Origin of the sequence: Streptomyces sp. NPDC018026, from assembly GCF_044327745.1 — a bacterium.
GTDB lineage: Bacteria > Actinomycetota > Actinomycetes > Streptomycetales > Streptomycetaceae > Streptomyces > Streptomyces rubrogriseus.
Window position 1 is genome coordinate 18,489 of record NZ_JBIRFY010000027.1, and the last position, 15,495, is coordinate 33,983.

General features: G+C 73.7%; 15 protein-coding genes. 5 read left to right on the forward strand and 10 right to left on the reverse strand.

All coding sequences use genetic code 11. The features are described 5' to 3' along the window. Positions 1–150 precede the first annotated feature (150 nt). Entirely contained in the window at positions 151–654 is a 504-nt protein-coding gene (locus tag ACH4D3_RS40080; protein ID WP_115743018.1) for an Lrp/AsnC family transcriptional regulator, read from the forward strand. Positions 655–702: 48 nt separating this feature from the next. Here the strand turns inward: ACH4D3_RS40080 and ACH4D3_RS40085 are convergent, their stop codons facing one another. Further along, on the reverse strand, positions 703–1,323 hold the full coding sequence (locus ACH4D3_RS40085; protein ID WP_398332705.1) for a TetR/AcrR family transcriptional regulator: 621 nt from the start codon (positions 1,321–1,323) through the stop codon (positions 703–705). Then, a complete protein-coding gene (locus ACH4D3_RS40090; protein WP_398332706.1) occupies positions 1,320–2,834 on the reverse strand; it encodes a 3-hydroxyacyl-CoA dehydrogenase in 1,515 nt (504 codons plus the stop codon). The genes ACH4D3_RS40085 and ACH4D3_RS40090 overlap by 4 nt, the downstream gene beginning before the upstream one ends. A 213-nt stretch (positions 2,835–3,047) precedes the next feature. Between ACH4D3_RS40090 and paaN the strand changes: the two genes are divergently transcribed. Beyond that, complete coding sequence (paaN, locus tag ACH4D3_RS40095; RefSeq protein ID WP_398332707.1) at positions 3,048–4,739, forward strand: phenylacetic acid degradation protein PaaN; 1,692 nt, start codon at positions 3,048–3,050, stop codon at positions 4,737–4,739. Positions 4,740–4,749: 10 nt separating this feature from the next. On the opposite strand, the gene ACH4D3_RS40100 is transcribed toward paaN, so the two are convergent. From ACH4D3_RS40100 to ACH4D3_RS40125, 6 genes are all read right to left on the reverse strand, one after another. After that, a complete protein-coding gene (locus ACH4D3_RS40100) occupies positions 4,750–5,547 on the reverse strand; it encodes a TrmH family RNA methyltransferase (RefSeq protein WP_398332708.1) in 798 nt (265 codons plus the stop codon). Continuing rightward, positions 5,544–6,866 (reverse strand): HTTM domain-containing protein, encoded by a 1,323-nt coding sequence (locus tag ACH4D3_RS40105; protein WP_398332709.1) that lies wholly within the window; start codon positions 6,864–6,866, stop codon positions 5,544–5,546. The genes ACH4D3_RS40100 and ACH4D3_RS40105 overlap by 4 nt, the downstream gene beginning before the upstream one ends. After that, on the reverse strand, positions 6,863–7,873 hold the full coding sequence (locus tag ACH4D3_RS40110; RefSeq protein ID WP_398332710.1) for a DUF5819 family protein: 1,011 nt from the start codon (positions 7,871–7,873) through the stop codon (positions 6,863–6,865). Before ACH4D3_RS40110 ends, ACH4D3_RS40105 begins: the two co-directional genes overlap by 4 nt. A gap of 176 nt (positions 7,874–8,049) precedes the next feature. After that, complete coding sequence (locus ACH4D3_RS40115) at positions 8,050–8,379, reverse strand: rhodanese-like domain-containing protein (protein ID WP_398332731.1); 330 nt, start codon at positions 8,377–8,379, stop codon at positions 8,050–8,052. 71 nt (positions 8,380–8,450) lie between these two features. Then, positions 8,451–9,266 (reverse strand): hypothetical protein, encoded by an 816-nt coding sequence (locus ACH4D3_RS40120; protein ID WP_398332711.1) that lies wholly within the window; start codon positions 9,264–9,266, stop codon positions 8,451–8,453. 92 nt (positions 9,267–9,358) lie between these two features. After that, positions 9,359–10,735, reverse strand: coding sequence for a DUF2252 domain-containing protein (locus ACH4D3_RS40125; protein WP_398332732.1), 1,377 nt, complete (start codon positions 10,733–10,735; stop codon positions 9,359–9,361). On the opposite strand from ACH4D3_RS40125, the gene ACH4D3_RS40130 reads away from it, so the two are divergent. Together ACH4D3_RS40130 and ACH4D3_RS40135 are read left to right on the forward strand one after the other, a co-directional pair. Then, positions 10,662–11,141: a hypothetical protein gene (locus ACH4D3_RS40130; protein WP_398332733.1), complete on the forward strand. Its 480-nt coding sequence runs from the start codon at positions 10,662–10,664 to the stop codon at positions 11,139–11,141. The two genes, ACH4D3_RS40125 and ACH4D3_RS40130, sit on opposite strands and share 74 nt — an antisense overlap. A 188-nt stretch (positions 11,142–11,329) precedes the next feature. Continuing rightward, positions 11,330–12,214: a carbohydrate-binding protein gene (locus ACH4D3_RS40135; RefSeq protein WP_398332712.1), complete on the forward strand. Its 885-nt coding sequence runs from the start codon at positions 11,330–11,332 to the stop codon at positions 12,212–12,214. Between the two features lie 81 nt (positions 12,215–12,295). On the opposite strand, the gene ACH4D3_RS40140 is transcribed toward ACH4D3_RS40135, so the two are convergent. Both ACH4D3_RS40140 and ACH4D3_RS40145 read right to left on the reverse strand, forming a co-directional pair. After that, positions 12,296–13,228, reverse strand: a complete 933-nt coding sequence (locus tag ACH4D3_RS40140) for an NAD-dependent epimerase/dehydratase family protein (RefSeq protein ID WP_398332713.1) — start codon at positions 13,226–13,228, stop codon at positions 12,296–12,298. A 28-nt stretch (positions 13,229–13,256) separates the two neighbouring features. Beyond that, positions 13,257–14,210, reverse strand: coding sequence for a ScbA/BarX family gamma-butyrolactone biosynthesis protein (locus ACH4D3_RS40145; protein ID WP_398332714.1), 954 nt, complete (start codon positions 14,208–14,210; stop codon positions 13,257–13,259). A gap of 484 nt (positions 14,211–14,694) precedes the next feature. On the opposite strand from ACH4D3_RS40145, the gene ACH4D3_RS40150 reads away from it, so the two are divergent. Next, a complete protein-coding gene (locus tag ACH4D3_RS40150; RefSeq protein ID WP_398332715.1) occupies positions 14,695–15,444 on the forward strand; it encodes a response regulator transcription factor in 750 nt (249 codons plus the stop codon). Positions 15,445–15,495 lie beyond the last annotated feature (51 nt).

The following is a 15,495-nucleotide window of genomic DNA, read 5'->3' on the forward strand; positions in this document are numbered from 1 at the left end:
GGGTGTGACGGGCCTCACCTACCGATTGTTCGGTCGCCGGCACATTTTGGCTACATGCGGCCCCAGGCTGTGGACAAACGGTTCTCCACAGCCTGTGATGGACGCAGTACGTCCATGAGGGGAAGGCGGGGGCGCGTGGCATCTGAACAAATGGCCGACCGCCCCGGGGAGGGCGGCGGCCCCGACGAGCCCGGTGCCCCGCCGCCCGCGCGCCCGCTGGACGCCATCGACCAGGACATCCTGCGCATGCTCCAGGCGGACGGCCGGGCCTCGATACGGTCGGTCGCGGAGCGGGTGCACGTCTCGCGCGCGAACGCCTACGCCCGCATCAACCGGCTCGTCGAGGACGGTGTCATCCGCGGCTTCGGCGCCCGCGTCGACCACGAGCGCGCCGGGCACGGCACCTCGGCCTACATCACTCTGAAGATCGTCCAGAACTCCTGGCGGACGGTCCGCGCCCAGCTGCGGCAGCTGCCCGGGGCCTCGCACATCGCCCTGGTGGGCGGCGACTTCGACGTCCTGCTGCTGGTGCACACCCCGGACAACCGGGCCCTGCGCGAGCTGGTGCTCAGCCGCCTGCAGGCCATCCCGGAGGTGCTCAGCACCCGCACCCTGCTGGTCTTCGAGACGGAGGACCTCGAACCGCAGGGCTGAGCGGCCCGGAAAGGGCGGCGCCGGTCGGCCGCGCCCTTTCCGGGCCGCTCAGGACGCCTTGCGCAGCCCGCCGAACACCAGCCGCGCCACCGCGTCGACCACCTCGCGCTCGCCCGCGCCGCCCATGCCGCCCGCGCCACCCCGGCCGTCGGGACCGTCGGGGCGGTACCACTCGACGATCGAGTTGATCATGCCGAAGACGAGCCGGGTCGCGAGCCGCACCTCCACGTCGGCGCGCACGTCCCCCTCGGCCGCCGCGTCCTTCAGCAGGGCGGCGACCCGGTGGTCGAACTCGCGGCGGCGCTCCAGCGCCCACCGCTCGGTGCCGGTGTTGCCGCGCACCCGCAGCAGCAGCGTCACATAGGGCAGCTCGGCCATGAGCACCTCGACCATGCGCCGCACGACGTACTCGAGGCGCTCGGCGGCCGTCCCCACGCGCGCGTGCTCCTCGTCGAGGATCCCGAAGAGCTCGTCCAGGGCCCGGCTCACGGCCCGGCGCAGCAACTCCTCCTTGCCCGTGACGTGGTGGTATATCGACGACTTGGAGATCCCCGCCGCCTTGGACAGGTGCTCCATGGAGGTGCCGTCGTAGCCGCGCTCGATGAAGACCTGCACGGCCACGGACAGCAGCGTCTCGGGCGTGTACGTGTCGCGCTTGGCGGTGGTCATGAGTCGGTGTCCTCCCGGGCCTCGGCGGCTTCGGCGTGGCGGTGGAGCGCGAGGGACGGCGCGCAGCGCCCGGACGGTTCCCACGCGTGGACGTGGGACAGCAGGTCGCGGGCCCAGGTGTCACCGAGCCGACGGCTCCAGGCGAAGGGGCCGAGGGGATAGTTCACACCCAGCCGCATCGCCGTGTCGACGTCCTCCGGGGCGGCCACGCCCTTGGCCACGGCGTCGAACGCCAGGTCGATGATCCGGGCCACCGTCCGGGCCACGATCATGCCGGGCACGTCGCCGACGACGCTGACCTTCTTGCCGAGCGCCTGGAACAGGCCGGTGGCCTCGGACAGGAGGCCCGGACGGACGCCTCGGGACGCGGACAGGGCGATCCGGGTCGCCGCGCGGTAGTCGAGGGCGAGGTCGAAGTGGACGAGGTCCTTCGACACGGGCAGCTCACCGTCGGTGAGGCACAGCGTGCCGCCGCCGGGCAGGACGAGCCGTCCCGCGCCGTACCCGTCCGCCGGACGCACCTCGACGCCCGCCTCGCGGATCAGCGCGACCAGCTCGGCCGCCGGTCCCAGATCCCCCTCGACCACGACGTACGCGGGCGCACCGGCCGGTTCGGCGGTGTGCGGCGCGGGACGCTCGGCGCCGTCGCGGTAGTCGTACCAGCCCTGCCCGCTCTTGCGGCCGAGCCGGCCGGACTCGACCAGGCGGCGCTGGGCCAGGGACGGGGTGAAGCGCACGTCCTGGAAGAAGGACTGCCACACGGAGTGCGTGACGGACTCGTTGACGTCCTGGCCGATGAGGTCGGTCAGCTCGAAGGCGCCCATCCTGAAGCCGCCCGACTCGCGCAGCACGGCGTCGACGGTGGCCGGGTCCGCGCCCCGTGCCTCGTGGACGGCCAGGGCCTCGGCGTAGAAGGGCCGGGCGACGCGGTTGACGACGAAGCCGGGGGTGTCGGCGCAGGCCACCGGCGTCTTGCCCCAGGCGCGGGCCGTCTCGTACGCGCGCGTGGCCGACGCCGGGTCGGTGGCGAACCCGGAGACCACCTCCACCAGCGGCAGCAGCGGCGCGGGGTTGAAGAAGTGCAGGCCCACGAAGCGGCCGGGGACGCGCAGCGCACCGCCGACGGCGGTGACGGACAGGGAGGAGGTGTTGGTGGCGAGCAGGCAGTCGTCGCCGACGACGTCCTCCAGCGCGCGGAACAGCTCCTGCTTGACGTCCAGACGCTCCACGACCGCCTCGACGACGAGGGCGCAGCCGGACAGTTCACCGAGGGACCCGGCGGGCACGAGCCGGGCGCGGGCGGCGTCCCGTTCGGCGCCGGTGAGGCGGTCCTTCTCGACGAGCCGGTCGAGCCGGGCACCGATCGCGTCGGCCGCCTCCCGGGCGCGCCCGTCGACGGCGTCGTACAGCCGCACGGGATGGCCCGCGACCAGTGCCACCTGGGCGATGCCCTGGCCCATGGTGCCGGTGCCGACGACGGCCACGGGGCTGCTGAGGTCGAGTGCTGTCATGTGCGCGATCCTCCCGCACGGGGTTTTCCACAGATGCGGCGGTCCCCCTTGTCCCGACCGATCGTTCGGTTACTCTAGCCGTGTCCGCCCACCCGTCGCCCACCACCACCCTGACAGAGGCGCTACGCGCCGCACCTTTTGATGTTCCTGCCCAGGTTTCCCCCCCAGGTCACGACTCGACGGAGAGCTCGTGAGACGAGGAGTTGGTCCCGCATGGCCGCCGAACTCACCGCACACCAGCTGATCGCCCGGCACCGGCCGACCCTGGACCTGGCGCTGGAGACGATCCGCACGCGCGCGTACTGGTCCCCCCACCCCGAGCACCCCAAGGCCTACGGGGAGAACGGCAGCCTGGACACGGCCGCGGGCAAGGCCGCCTTCGACGCCCTGCACGGCACCCGCCTCGACCTCGGCCAGCCCGGCACCGACGGCTGGGTGGGCGGCGAGGTCTCCCCGTACGGCGTCGAGCTGGGCGTGGAGTATCCGCACGCGGACCTCGACGTACTGCTGCCCGCCATGCGGACGGGACAGAAGGCGTGGCGGGACGCGGGCGCGGAGCTGCGCGCGATGGTCTGCCTGGAGATCCTCGGGCGGATCGCCGCCCAGACCATGGAGTTCGCCCAGGCCGTCATGCACACCTCCGGGCAGGCCTTCATGATGGCCTTCCAGGCGGGCGGCCCGCACGCCCAGGACCGCGGCATGGAGGCCGTGGCCTACGCGTACGTGGAGCAGTCCCGCACCCCCGAGACGGCGGAGTGGACCAAGCCGCAGGGCAAGCGCGACCCGCTCGCGCTCACCAAGCGCTTCACGCCCGTCCCGCGCGGCATCGGCCTGGTCATCGGCTGCAACACCTTCCCGACGTGGAACGGCTACCCGGGCCTGTTCGCCTCCCTCGCCACCGGCAACGCGGTCCTGGTCAAGCCCCACCCCCGCGCGGTGCTGCCGCTCGCGCTCACCGTCCAGGTCGCCCGTGACGTCCTCACCGAGGCCGGCTTCGACCCGAACCTGGTGGCGCTGGCCGCCGAGCGCCCCGGCGAGGGCATCGCCAAGACCCTGGCCACCCGCCCGGAGATCCGCGTCATCGACTACACCGGCTCCACCGCCTTCGGCGACTGGCTGGAGGCCAACGCCCGCCAGGCCCAGGTGTACACGGAGAAGGCCGGCGTCAACACGGTGATCGTGGAGTCGACCGACGACTACCGGGGCATGCTCGCCAACCTGGCCTTCTCGCTCTCCCTCTACAGCGGCCAGATGTGCACCACCCCGCAGAACCTGCTGATCCCCCGCGACGGCATCCGCACCGACCAGGGCGCCAAGTCCTACGACGAGGTCACCGCCGACCTGGCCCGCGCCGTCGACGGCCTCCTCGGCGACGACGCCCGCGCCAACGCCCTGCTCGGCGCGATCGTCAACCCGGACGTCAAGGCCCGCCTGGAGGCCGCCGCAGGTCTCGGCGAGGTCGCCCTCGCCTCCCGCGAGGTGACCAACCCGGAGTTCCCGGACGCGGTCGTGCGCACCCCGGTGATCGTCAAGCTGGACGGCGCCAAGCCCGAGGACGAGGCCGCCTACACCAGCGAGTGCTTCGGCCCGGTCTCCTTCGCCGTCGCCGTCGACTCCGCCGGCCACGCGGTGGAGCTGCTGCGCCGCAGCGTCCGGGAGAAGGGCGCGATGACGGTGGGCGCGTACACGACCGACCCGGAGGTCGAGGAGGCCGTGCAGGAGGTCTGCCTGGACGAGGCGGCCCAGCTCTCGCTGAACCTGACCGGCGGGGTGTACGTCAACCAGACGGCCGCCTTCTCCGACTTCCACGGCTCCGGCGGCAACCCGGCGGCCAACGCGGCCCTGTGCGACGGCGCCTTCGTCGCCAACCGCTTCCGGGTGGTGGAGGTCCGCCGCCCGGCCTGAGACAGCAGCCCTACGACACCCGCGGTGCGCCCCCGCCGGCGCTCCAGTGGTACAGCGTCATGGCCACACTGGTCGCGAGGTTGTAGCTGGAGACCTGGGGGCGCATCGGCAGCGCCACCAGACGGTCGGCCCGCGCGCGCAGCTCGGTCGTGAGCCCGCTGCGCTCGGAGCCGAACGCGAGCAGCGCGTCGTCCGGCAGCTCCAGTCCCCGGATGTCCTCGCCCTCCGGGTCCAGCGCGAACAGCGGCCCCGGCGGCAGCCCGGCGACCTCCAGCCGCTCCACCGCGGTCGCGAAGTGCAGCCCCGCCCCGCCGCGCACCACCGTGGGGTGCCAGGGGTCGAGCGTGCCGGTGGTGACCACGCCGGTCGCGCCGAAACCGGCGGCCAGCCGGATCACCGCGCCCGCGTTGCCGAGGTTGCGCGGCTGGTCGAGGACCACGACGGGAGCACGGCGGGGTGTGCGCGCCAGCGCCTCCAGCCCGGCCGCCCGCGAGGGCCGTACCGCCAGGGCGGCCACCGCCGTGGGGTGCGGCCGCGCGACGAGCGACCCGTACGCCTCCCGCGACACCTCGGTCAGCAGCCCCGCCAGCGCCTCGCGCACGTCCGGCGCCAGCTCGTCGGCGAGGGCCAGGGCACCCGCGCGGTCGCTCGTGACCGCCACCGGCACCTCGGCGCCGAAGCGCAGCGCGTGCTTGAGGGCGTGGAAGCCGTCCAGCAGCACGCACCGTCCGGCGTTCCGGTGCCAGGCGGCCGGCGGACCGGAGTCGGGGCCGGGGTCTGGTCCGGGGTCTGGTCCGGGATCGGTCATGCCCGGAAGCCTACGTGCGTGTGGTCGGGGTCCTTCCCGTCCACCGCGCCCGCTCCGGCCGCCGCCCCCTCGCCCTCCCGGGCCCGGGGCCCGGGCACCGTCGCCGTACGCCCGTCCCCGTCCCCATGCCCGATCCCATGCCCGTTCCCGTCCGGTGCCTTGGCCGGGGCGCCCGAGGGTCCGCGGCCGAACAGCCTGGCACGCGCGCGTGCCGCCCAGCCGCCGAGTCGGCGCAGGAACGACGTGGGCAGGAAGACCGCGTCGGCGGCGATCATCGCCAGCGAGAAGAACGGCAGCCCGAGTGTCACGGCGATCACCGCGTGCTCGATCATCATCGCGGCCAGCAGCACGTTCTTGACCCGCCGGTTGAACAGCGTGAACGGGAAGGCGACCTGGACCGCGACCGTGCCGTACGTGATGAGCATGACCATCGTGCCGTTGGCGGCCAGTGCGTCGGAGAGCGCGGGCCACGGCGAGAAGTAGTCCAGGTGCAGCGGGTAGTAGACGGCCGTGCCGTCCTGCCAGCGGGAACCCTGGATCTTGTACCAGCCGGCCGTCGCGTAGATCAGACAGGCCTCGGCCATGATCACGACCAGGGCGCCGTTGTGCACGATGTTGGTGACCACGTCCAGCAGGATCCGCGGCTGACTGCTCTCCCCGCCCCGCTCCACGGCCCACCACAGGCCCAGCGCGACCCAGACCGCCCAGAGCAGCGCCGGGACGAACCAGTCGCCGTCGAGACCGCCCGCCAGCGTCACCGTGAGCAGCAGGAACCCCAGGGCGCACCACAGCACCGGCCCGACCCGGTCCCCGACCCGCTCGCCCCGCGCGCGTGCCGCCGCCTCGCGCCGGGCACGGCGGGCGTCCAGCGACCACACCCGGCCGCACCGGGTGAGGACCAGGTAGATGCTCATCAGGTGCACGACGTTGTCGCCGCCGTCGCCCATGAAGACGCTGCGGTTCTGCAGCGAGAGCACGCCGACCATGAACAGCACGGACATGGTCCGGGTGCGCCAGCCCAGCAGGAGCAGCACACTGCTCAGCACGGCCACCGCGTAGACGAACTCGAACCAGGCCCGTCCGTCCGACCACATCAACGCCGTGAAAGCGCCGTTCTCCGAGATCAACTGCTCGGCGAGGTCGTGGCTCCACGGACCGTCCGGGCCGTACAGCTCGTTCCGGTGGGGCAGTTCGCGCAGCAGGAAGAGCAGCCAGGTGGCGCTGAACCCGATGCGGATCACGGCGGTCTGGTACGGGCCGAGCGCGGCACCCGTGACGCGGGCGATGCCGCGGGAGACGGAGAGGACGGCGGCGTTCACGCGGCGCCCCCTTCCTGCCCGGACTGCCCGGCCTGATCGGACTGCCCGGCCTGATCGGACTGCCCGGCCTGCCCGGACCCGCTGTCCCGGTTCTCCGCGGCCACGGACCACCAGGGCAGCTCGCGGACGGTCGGACGGTCGGAGACCTTCTCACCGCTCCACGGGGGCGGCTCCACGTTGGTCGTGCGGGAACGGTACTGGACGCGCTCGACGACGTCCCCGGGTCCGGCGGCGCCGTCACGGTCCAGCCGCAGGAGCGCGATGCGCCGCAGATACGTCTCGGAGAGGGTGCCCCGCAGGCCCACCGGGCGGTCGTCGGAGTCGTGGCTGGCGACGAAGAAGTCCCAGGCCCGGCGCAGTTCGTTCTGCTGGGTGTGGCTCGGCAGCGGATTGCCGTCGATGGCCCGGCCGTCCTCGGCCGACAGGTCGTACCAGCGGGTCGTCCGTATCTCGCCGTCCGCCGTGCTGACCTCCGCGCGGAGCTGGACGGAGACGTTCTGCTGGAGGGGGTTGGGAGCGAAGAGCTTCCAGTTCTGCTCGAACTCGGGGAAGACCCACTCGTCCACCGCGGAACCGTGCTGCTTGGTCAGGGTGTTGGACGGGGCCACGTGCAGGAACACCAAGCCTATGTGGGCACAGACGGCGACCGCGACCACCGCGAGGGCGACCACGGCACCGACCTGGTAGCGCGGGGAGAGCGCGGCGACCCCGGTGGGTCCGGCGCCCCCGGTGGGCTCGGTGGTCGCGGTGGAACGCAGGGCACCGGCGGATCCGGCGTCCTCGCGGGTGGTGGCCGCGGCGCGGTCGGCGGGCCGACCCGGCTCCGCGGGCTCAGCGGGCTCGCCGGGCTCAGCGGACTCGAAGGCCCCGGCGGGTTCGGGAGCCCCGGCGGGTTCGGTCGGCCCACCGGTGCCCTCCGGCCCCGTTTCGCCGCCCGGCCCTTGCCCCTGACCTTGCCCCTGCCCTTGCGCCTGCCGGGCGTCCGAGCCCTTGTCGTACGCGTCCATTCCGCCCCGTTCGGTCCCGATCCGTCCATCCGCCCGCCCCGCCGGGGGCGCCCACGCGCCACCCTCGCGGGTGCTCGGCGACGTTCGCACGCGAACGGTACTCAGGACCGGCCACCCGCACAGCCCCCGGTGGACCGACCGCATCGTGGCCGTCGCCGCATCCGGCGGGAGACAGCCTAGAGAACGTGCCCCGGACCGCCCTTGTCGTCCACCACGGGACGTCCGGCCGCGGCCCACTCCTGCATGCCCCCGTCGACGTTCACCGCGTCGACGCCCTGCTGGACCAGGTACATGGTGACCTGCGCCGAGCGGCCCCCGACCCGGCAGAGCACGTGCACCCGGGCGTCCTGCGGCGCGGCCTCGGCCAGCTCACCGTACCGGGCCACGAACTCGCTGAGGGGAATGTGCAGCGCCCCGGCGGCATGACCCGCCTGCCACTCGTCGTCCTCGCGGACGTCCAGCAGGAAGTCGCCGTCCTTGAGGTCCTCGATGCCGACCGTGGGCACACCAGCTCCGAAACTCATGCCCCAGACGCTACCCGAGCCGGCCGCCCGGTTCAGTCCTGGTTCAGTCCCGGTCAGTCCTGTGCGAGCGCGGCCGCCAGCTCGGCCTCCCGCTCGCGCACCTGGGTCGCCAGCTGCTCGGCGATCTCGTCGAGGAGCCGGTCGGGGTCGTCCGGGGCCAGCCTGAGCATGGCACCGATCGCGCTCTCCTCCAGCTCCTTGGCGAGCAGCGTGAGCAGCTCCTTGCGCCGGTCGAGCCATTCGAGGCGGACGTACAGCTCCTCGCCGCGGCTCGGGCGCCGCTCGGGCACCGGCCCGGCGGCCCACTCCTCGGCCAGCCCGCGCAGCTCCGCCTCGTCACCGCGGGCGTAGGCGGCGTTGACACGGGTGATGAACTCCTCGCGCCGGACCCGCTCGGCCTCCTCCTGAGCCAGGTCGGGGTGGGCCTTGCGGGCCAGCTCGCGGTAGAGCTTGCGGGCCTCCTCGCTCGGCCGGACCCGCTGCGGGGGCCGTACCGCCTGGTCCGTGAGCATCGCGGTGGCCTCCGGGAACAGCCCGTCCCCGTCCATCCAGCCGTTCAGCAGCTCCTCGACCCCGGGGATCGGCATCAGCCGGGCCCGCGCCTCGTCCGCCCGGCGCCGGTCGTCGGCGTCGCCCGTGCGGGCCGCCCTCGCCTCCAGGATCTGCGCCTCCAGCTCCTCGAGCCGGGCGTACACCGGGCCGAGCCGCTGCTCGTGCAGCCGCGAGAAGTTCTCGACCTCCACGCGGAAGGTCTCCAGGGCGATCTCGTACTCGATGAGTGCCTGCTCGGCGGCCCGTACGGCCTGTTCCAGCCGTTCCTCGGGACGCGGCGCACCCCCCTGCTCGGGCTCAGCTTCGGGCGTCGTCACCCGACCAGCCTAGGGCCTGCGGGCACGGGGAGCCGCCCGCGCGGCCCCCGCCCCCCTCGGAGCCGCGGCTCCGCTCGCACCCCCGGCTCCGCTCACACGCCCAGTTCCGCCGCGATCCGCCCCGTGCGCACCGCGCCCACCAGCTCCGCGTGGTCCGCCTCGGTGCGGTCGGCGTAGGCGACGGCGAAGGCGGCCACCGCCTCGTCCAGTTCGCCGTTCTTGCCGCAGTAGCCCGCGACGGTCCGCGGGTCGGCGCTGTGCGCGTGGGCCCGGGCCAGCAGGGCGCCGGTCATGCGGCCGTAGTCGTCCAGCTGGTCGGCGGCCAGGGCCGCGGGGTCGACGCTGCCCTTGCGGTTGCGGAACTGCCGTACCTGGAAGGGCCGTCCGCCGACCGAGGTCCAGCCCAGCAGGATGTCGCTGACCACCTGCATCCGCTTCTGCCCCATGACGACCCGGCGGCCCTCGTGCGCGGCCTCGGGCGCCTCGAACCCGGCGGCCGCGAGGTGGGGCAGCAGCGCGGAGGGCCGGGCCTCCTTGACCTGGAGCACGAGCGGTTCGCCCCGGTGGTCCAGGAGCAGCACGACGTACGACCGCGTGCCCACGCTGCCGGTGCCGACGACCCGGAAGGCGACGTCGTGCACGGCGTACCGGGCCAGCAGCGGCAGCCGGTCCTCGGAGAGGGTGGCCAGGTACCCCTCCAGGGCGCCCGCGACCGCGGCCGCCTCGGCGTCCGTCACCCGGCGCAGCACCGGCGCCGCGTCCACGAAGCGCCGCCCGCCGTCCCCGGTCGGCTCGGTCGACTTCGCGGCGAAGCGCCCGCTGGTGTTGGCCCGCGCCTTCTCGGAGACCCGCTCAAGGGTGCCGAGCAGGTCGTGGGCGTCGGTGTGGGAGACCAGCTCCTCGTCGGCGATGGCGTTCCAGGCGTCCAGCGCGGGGAGCCTCGCCAGCAGCCGCATGGTGCGCCGATAGGCGCCCGCCGCGTCGTGGGCGGCCTCGCGGCAGGTGTCCTCGTCGGCCCCGGCCTCCCGGCCCGCGAGCACGAGGGAGGCGGCGAGCCGCTTGAGGTCCCATTCCCAAGGGCCGTGGACCGTCTCGTCGAAGTCGTTGAGGTCGATGACCAGGCCGCCGCGGGCGTCCCCGTAGAGACCGAAGTTGGCGGCGTGCGCGTCCCCGCAGATCTGGGCGCCGATCCCGGTCACGGGCGTGCGCGCCAGGTCGTACGCCATCAGGCCCGCCGACCCGCGCAGGAACGCGAACGGCGTGGCCGCCATCCGCCCGGCGCGGATCGGGGCGAGCCCCGGTATCCGGCCGCGGCTGGACTCCTCGACCGCGCTCACCGCGTCCGGCCGGGCGGCGGCCAGGTCGAGCGCGGCGTGCGCGGACCGCGGGACGCGCGTGCGCAGCGCCTTGCCCTCGGCCTTCGGCGAGCCGGTCACGGGCCACCGCGCGAACCCCGGGACGTACGGCACCCGACCGCCCCGCGCCGCACCGGCCGCCCGTTCCGTGTCCCCCTCCCCGTCCGCCCGCGCCGCCGGCACCACCCGGGTCGCCGCCTCCCCGGTCGCCGCCTCCGTGCCCGTCCCCGCCGTCGCCCCGGTCATCCCGGCCGCCCTCCCCGTCCTCGTCGTCCTCGTCGTGCTCTTCGTACTCGTCGTGCTCTTCGTACTCGTCGTGCTCTTCGTACTCGTCCGCACCTGGGCGTCACGGCGTGTGTCGTACCGCGACGTACCGCGACGTGCCGCGACGCGTACCGCGTCGCGCCCGGCCGGCCACCCCGGGCCGCCCCGGGCTCCGGCGCGCCACGACCGTACCGCCGGCCGCACCGCCCGTACACGGGCCCCCGCCCGCCGCCTCATAACGCCGGGCAGGGGGTGAAACAGGAGGTGCCCCCGGCCCCCGCCGCGCGCCTACGGTGGCCAGCGATCACCATGGAGCGCGCCCGTCGTAGCAACAGCAGCCTGCCCCGCGCCGGCGGGCGCGTTCCTTGTCCCCGACGTCCCGGATGTCGCACGTCCCGTCCAGCTTCCCCAGGGACCACTCACCGAGGAGACCGAGGAACCGCCATGACCTCCGACACCCCCACCACCCCTGACGAGCCCGGGCCCAAGCCCGGCCCGGGCTCCGGCGCCGACCGCGGGATCAGCCGCAAGACGCTGCTCAGGGCGGCCGTCGCCGCCGGTGCCACCGTTCCGCTGCTCGCCACCGGCGGTATCGCGCTGGCCCGGGACGCCGCCCGCTCGTCCGGCGACCGGCAGCTGACGCCGACCCCGTACTGCGACGACGGCGACGACCTGACGCCCGACCAGATGGAGGGTCCGTACTTCAAGCCGAACTCCCCGCTGCGGACCAACCTGGTCACCCCCGGCACCCCGGGCACCCCGCTGACCGTCAGCGGCTACGTCTTCGCCCGGAACTGCGTGCCGCTGTCCGGCGTGCTCCTGGACTTCTGGCAGGCCGACGACAACGGCGACTACGACATGGCCGGGTACACCTTCCGCGGCCACCAGTTCACCGACGCCACCGGCGCCTTCGCCCTGCAGACGATCGTGCCCGGCCTCTATCCCGGCCGCACCCGGCACATCCACGTCAAGGTGCAGGCCCCCGGCGAGCCGGTGCTCACCACCCAGCTCTACTTCCCCGGCGAGCCCCGCAACAGCACGGACATGATCTTCGACCCGGCCCTGCTGATGAACGTCCGCGGCGCCGGCGGCGGCAAGGAGGGCACCTTCGACTTCGTCCTGAACGTCGACGGCGGCACCGGCCCCACGGACCCGCCCACCGACCCGCCGACCGACCCGCCGGGCGGCACCTGGACGAGCGGCCACGCCTACACCTCCGGTGACCGGGTGACGTACGGCGGAAGCTCCTACCGCTGCCTCCAGGCGCACACCGCGATGACCGGCTGGGAACCGCCGAACGTGCCGGCCCTGTGGCAGCGCGAGTCCTGACGCCCCGGAGTACGGGCGAGTGCCCGCTCCCCGATGCCGAGGCCCCCCGCCGGGCGCACCACCGGCGGGGGGCCTCGCCGTTCACGGGCGTCCGGCGGGCACCAGCGTGGACCGGTACCAGGGCTCGGCGCGCCGGAACCCGGTGCCGAACGGGTCGCCCGGCGGCTCCCGGAGGTCCGACCAGAGGGTGTCGGACTCGAAGAGGTGATCGGCCGTCAGCAGGGCGACCACGCCCGACAGGACGTCGTCCCCGGCGAGCAGGTCCCGAGCCCGCCGTACCGTGAGGTCCCGCCGCGGCCAGGGGATCCCGGCGCAGGCGGCGACGGTGCGCAGGGCGCCGCCGACGCCGACCGGCTCCGGGTGGGCGGCGTGGTACACGGATGCGGACAGCGCCCCGCCGGGCGCGAAGGCGGCGCCCACCAGGGCCCGGGCCAGGTCCGGTACGGCGATCATGGACATCCGCGCGGACCAGCCCGCCACCGTGCCCGGCAGCTCGCGCAGCACCCGGGCCATGCCGGGCCCGACCCAGGTGTCCCCCGCCCCGTACACCAGGTGGGGACGCAGCACGACCCCGCCGGCCGAGAGCACGGCGTCCTCGGCGGCGGCGCGGGTGCGGGAGGTCCAGGAGCCCGGGTTGCGGACGAGTTCCTCGGGCCGCTGCCCCCGGTAGACGCCGCGGCCGTAGACCGACGCCGTGCTCAGGTGCACGACACGGCGGACCCCGGCCCGCCGGGCCTCCGCGACCAGCGCCGTCGTGCCGTCGGCGTTCACCGCCTCGTTGGCCGCCTGCGTGCCCCCTATCTGCGCCGCGCAGTGGATCAGCACGTCGACGCCGTCGCAGACGCCGCGCAGGCTCCCGGGGTCGGTCAGGTCGCCCCGTACGCACCGCGCACCGGAGCGGGGGACGGGGCGGCGGTGCGACAGCAGCCTGATGCCGGCCGCCCGCCGCTCCGCCTCGCGGACGACGTGTCCTCCCACGAATCCGGACGCGCCGGTGATCAGTACGGTGAGCACGGGGCACTCTCCCAGGGGACGGGCCGGGTCAGCTGACGCGGGGACGCAGGACGAGGTCGGCGGTGAAGACGGTCTCGTCCTCCTGGCTGCCGCGCACCCGTACCGGCAGCTCGCCCCGTGCGCCCCGCCCCTCGACGGTGGCCGTGACCCAGCACGGGGAGTCGAACTCGGCGTAGCGCGCGAAGTCGGCCCGCACGCCCGCCAGCAGGGCGCAGGGGAGCCCGGTGACGGCATGGGCGGCCTGCCGGGCGGCCTCCAGCAGGACCATGCCGGGTATGTGGTCGGTCGGGTGGTCGAAGTAGGTCGGGTGGGCCGTGTCGACCCGCAGTTCCCAGCGGCCCGGCGACGCCGGCGACGCCTCGCCCAGCAGGACGTGCCAGGGGCTGCCGTGGCGCACGGCGACCGGGTCGAGCGCCGGCGGGGGTGTGCGGTGGCAGACCGTGGGGCGCTCTCCCCGCAGCCGTCTGTACACGTCGGGGCTCATGCACCGGAAGGCGGCCGAGGCGGTCGCCCGCACCTCTCCGCCCCGCCGGACGGTGACGTCGTAGCGCATCTCGCGCAGGCTTCGGCCGCGGCGCACGACGTCCCGGCACAGGGTGTGCATCTCGACGTCGGTGGGGACCGGGCCCGCCCTGAACAGCTCCGGGTCGGCGGCCACGCTGAGGTCGGACATGAGGAACTGATAGCCGAACGGCACGTCGAACTCGGCGTGCGCGAGCAGGGAACCGATCTGCCGCACGGACTCGACCAGCAGCATCGGATCCTGGTAGCCGCCCTCGGAGGCGAACAGGGAGTGGCAGCGGGGCCACTGGGCCCCGACCACGAAACCGCTGAGGTCGCCGCCGGCGGAACCGTCGTGCTCCCAGCCGGTGAGCAGGACCTCGGAGACGGCCGCGCGGTGCACGTACTCACGCGGAACCGTGGAGGTCAGTTTCCGGGGCTGTGCCGTGACGCCGGGTGCCTTCGGGGCGAGGTTCGGCATGTGCGGGGCTCCCATCAGGTGCAGACAGGGGGCGGCACTGCCGTATGCCGGCTGCTCACCCCCGTGGCCGACTAGCTGCAGATAAAGATACAGACAGGTCGGTCCAGTTTTTCAAGAGGCAGGAAGCTTTCATCGACCACACGTGCGTCAAGTGCTGTACGCGCACCCCCTGCGCCCCTCGCACCCGGACCGGTCGACGAAACATGCCAAGCGGCATGGTTCGCCGCGGATTGACCTACTCTTGGCCAAGTGTTTTCAAGGGCTCACACGCACCCGAAGGCGCCACCGCCCCCACCCGTACATGAGAAACACACAGCCCATGGCGGCCGATCCCGGTGATCAACCGGTGATCAAGGGGTCACTCAGAGGCATCGGGCAGATGCAGGACAACCTTTGACAATCAGACAAGTCTGTTTGGTATTGTCTCCCCCGTGAACCTCGATCCGTGCTGACGTGGCGCTTTCAGACGCCTTCAGGGGGACAGATGAACCGGCAGTACGCGGAGCTCGTCGGACCGTCGCCGCAGCACCCTCTCCCGCCCGCCGCCCCGGTCCGCCGGACGGCCCGGAACGTACTGGTCGTCGAGAACGACCAACGGGCCGCCGAAACGCTCCTGCGGGGGCTGACCCGGCAGGGGTACGCCGCGCGGGGCGTGGACACCGGAGCCCAGGCGCTGCGCGGCCACCGCGACGCCGATCTGATCCTGCTCGACCTCGACCTGCCCGACCTGGACGGCCTGGAGGTGTGCCGGGCCATCCGGTCGATCAGCGACACACCGATCATCACGGTGACCGCGCGGCGCTCGGAACTCGACTGCGTGCTCGGCCTCCAGGCGGGCTCGGACGACTACCTGGTCAAGCCGTACGGCTTCCGCGAACTGCTGGCCCGCATGGACGCGGTGATGCGCCGCTCGCACGGCCGGCCCGCCACGGCGGACACCGGGCGGGTCATCACCCACGCCGGGCTGCGCATCGACGTGGCCGCCCGGGCGGCCACCCTGCGCGGGGAGCCCCTGGACCTGACCCGCAAGGAGTTCGACCTGCTCCACCTTCTGGCCGTGCAGGCCGGCACGGTGCTCACCCGGCGCCAGATCATGGCCCACGTGTGGGACGACGCCTGGTCGCCGCGGGGCCGGACCGTGGACACGCACGTCGGCACCCTGCGCGCCAAACTCGGCTCCAGCGCCTGGATCGTCACCGTGCGCGGAGTGGGTTTCCGGCTCGGCGGACCGTGACCCCAACAACAATACAGACTAGTCTGTTGGGCAAACGACAGGTAAGGATGA